The following is a 1,160-nucleotide window of genomic DNA, read 5'->3' as shown; positions in this document are numbered from 1 at the left end:
GCCGTCTCGGCATGGCGCAGCAGCTCGTCGGCGCTGGCGCCGTCCATCGGGTGCAGCGCGATGCCGATGCTGCACGTCAGCGTGAACTCCGAGCCTTCGAGCGTCAGCGGCCGCGCCACGGCCTCCAGCACGCGGGCCGCGGCCAGCTCCGCGCCGCGCGCGTCGCAGCCGCGCACCAGCAGCGCGAACTGGTCGCCACCCAGCCGCGCCACCATGTCGCCCTCGCGCACGCCCTGCTGCAGCCGCGTGCGCATCTCGCACAGCACCCGGTCGCCGCCGTGGTGGCCCAGGCTGTCGTTGACGTGCTTGAAGTGGTCCAGGTCCAGCACCAGCACTGCGAACGGCTCGTGGCGCGGCGGCTCGGCCGCCACGGCGCGCGCCACCGCGTCGCCGAACTGCGCGCGGTTCATCAGCCCGGTGAGCGCGTCGGTGCTGGCCAGCCGCTCGATGCGCTGGTCGGCGGCGATGCGCTCGCTCAGGTCGCGAAACGAGTACACCCGCCCCGTGGCGCGGCCGTTCATCCACTGCGGCTGCGTCACGCGCTCGACGACCTGGCCCGAGCGCAGGCGCAGCCGGTCGCTGGCATGCATGAGCGCAGCCTCGCGCACGGCGTCCAGGCGCAGCTGGTAGCGCACCGGGTCCACCACGCTTTGCCGCATCCAGTCGTACACGGCCGCGTCGTCGTTGCCGTGCAGCAGCCCTTCGGGCAGCGCCCAGATCTGCGCGAAGCGGCGGTTGAAGCTGCGGATGCGCCCGGCCAGGTCGGTCACGAGGATGCCGTCGGCGGTGGATTCGAGCGTGGCGCGCAGCTGCGCCAGCAGCTGCTCGCGCTCCTGCTCGGCGGCGCGCTGCGCGCTGTGGTCCTGCAGCGCCACCATGAACAGGCGCGGCGGCAGCGGCCGGATGCGGCGCGTGACGTGGAGCGTGGCGCCGTCGCCGCGCTGCAGCAGCGTCTGCGAGCACAGCTCGGCGCCGGATGCCGCGGCACCCGCGGCGGCGGCCTCGGCCCAGAAAGTGAAGTCCTCGGGCGTGGGCAGCAGCGTGTCGGCGGCGGCACCGAGCACCTGCGCACGCGGCAGCGCCAGCAGCGCCAGGCCGGCCTCGTTGACGGCGCACACGCGCTGCGTGTCGGCGCGCACCAGCCACACCGCCTCGTTGAG

General features: G+C 74.6%; 1 protein-coding gene. It reads right to left on the bottom strand.

Going from position 1 to position 1,160, the window contains the following annotated elements:
- Positions 1 to 1,160 (bottom strand): sensor domain-containing diguanylate cyclase (locus tag FJ694_RS36505; protein WP_157272401.1); only part of this gene is annotated, 1,160 nt, incomplete at both ends.

Origin of the sequence: Azohydromonas aeria, assembly GCF_009760915.1 — a bacterium.
GTDB classification, from domain to species: Bacteria; Pseudomonadota; Gammaproteobacteria; order Burkholderiales; family Burkholderiaceae_C; genus Azohydromonas; species Azohydromonas aeria.
Note: the sequence above shows the minus strand (reverse complement) of the source record. Positions and strands in the feature narration are given on the sequence as shown.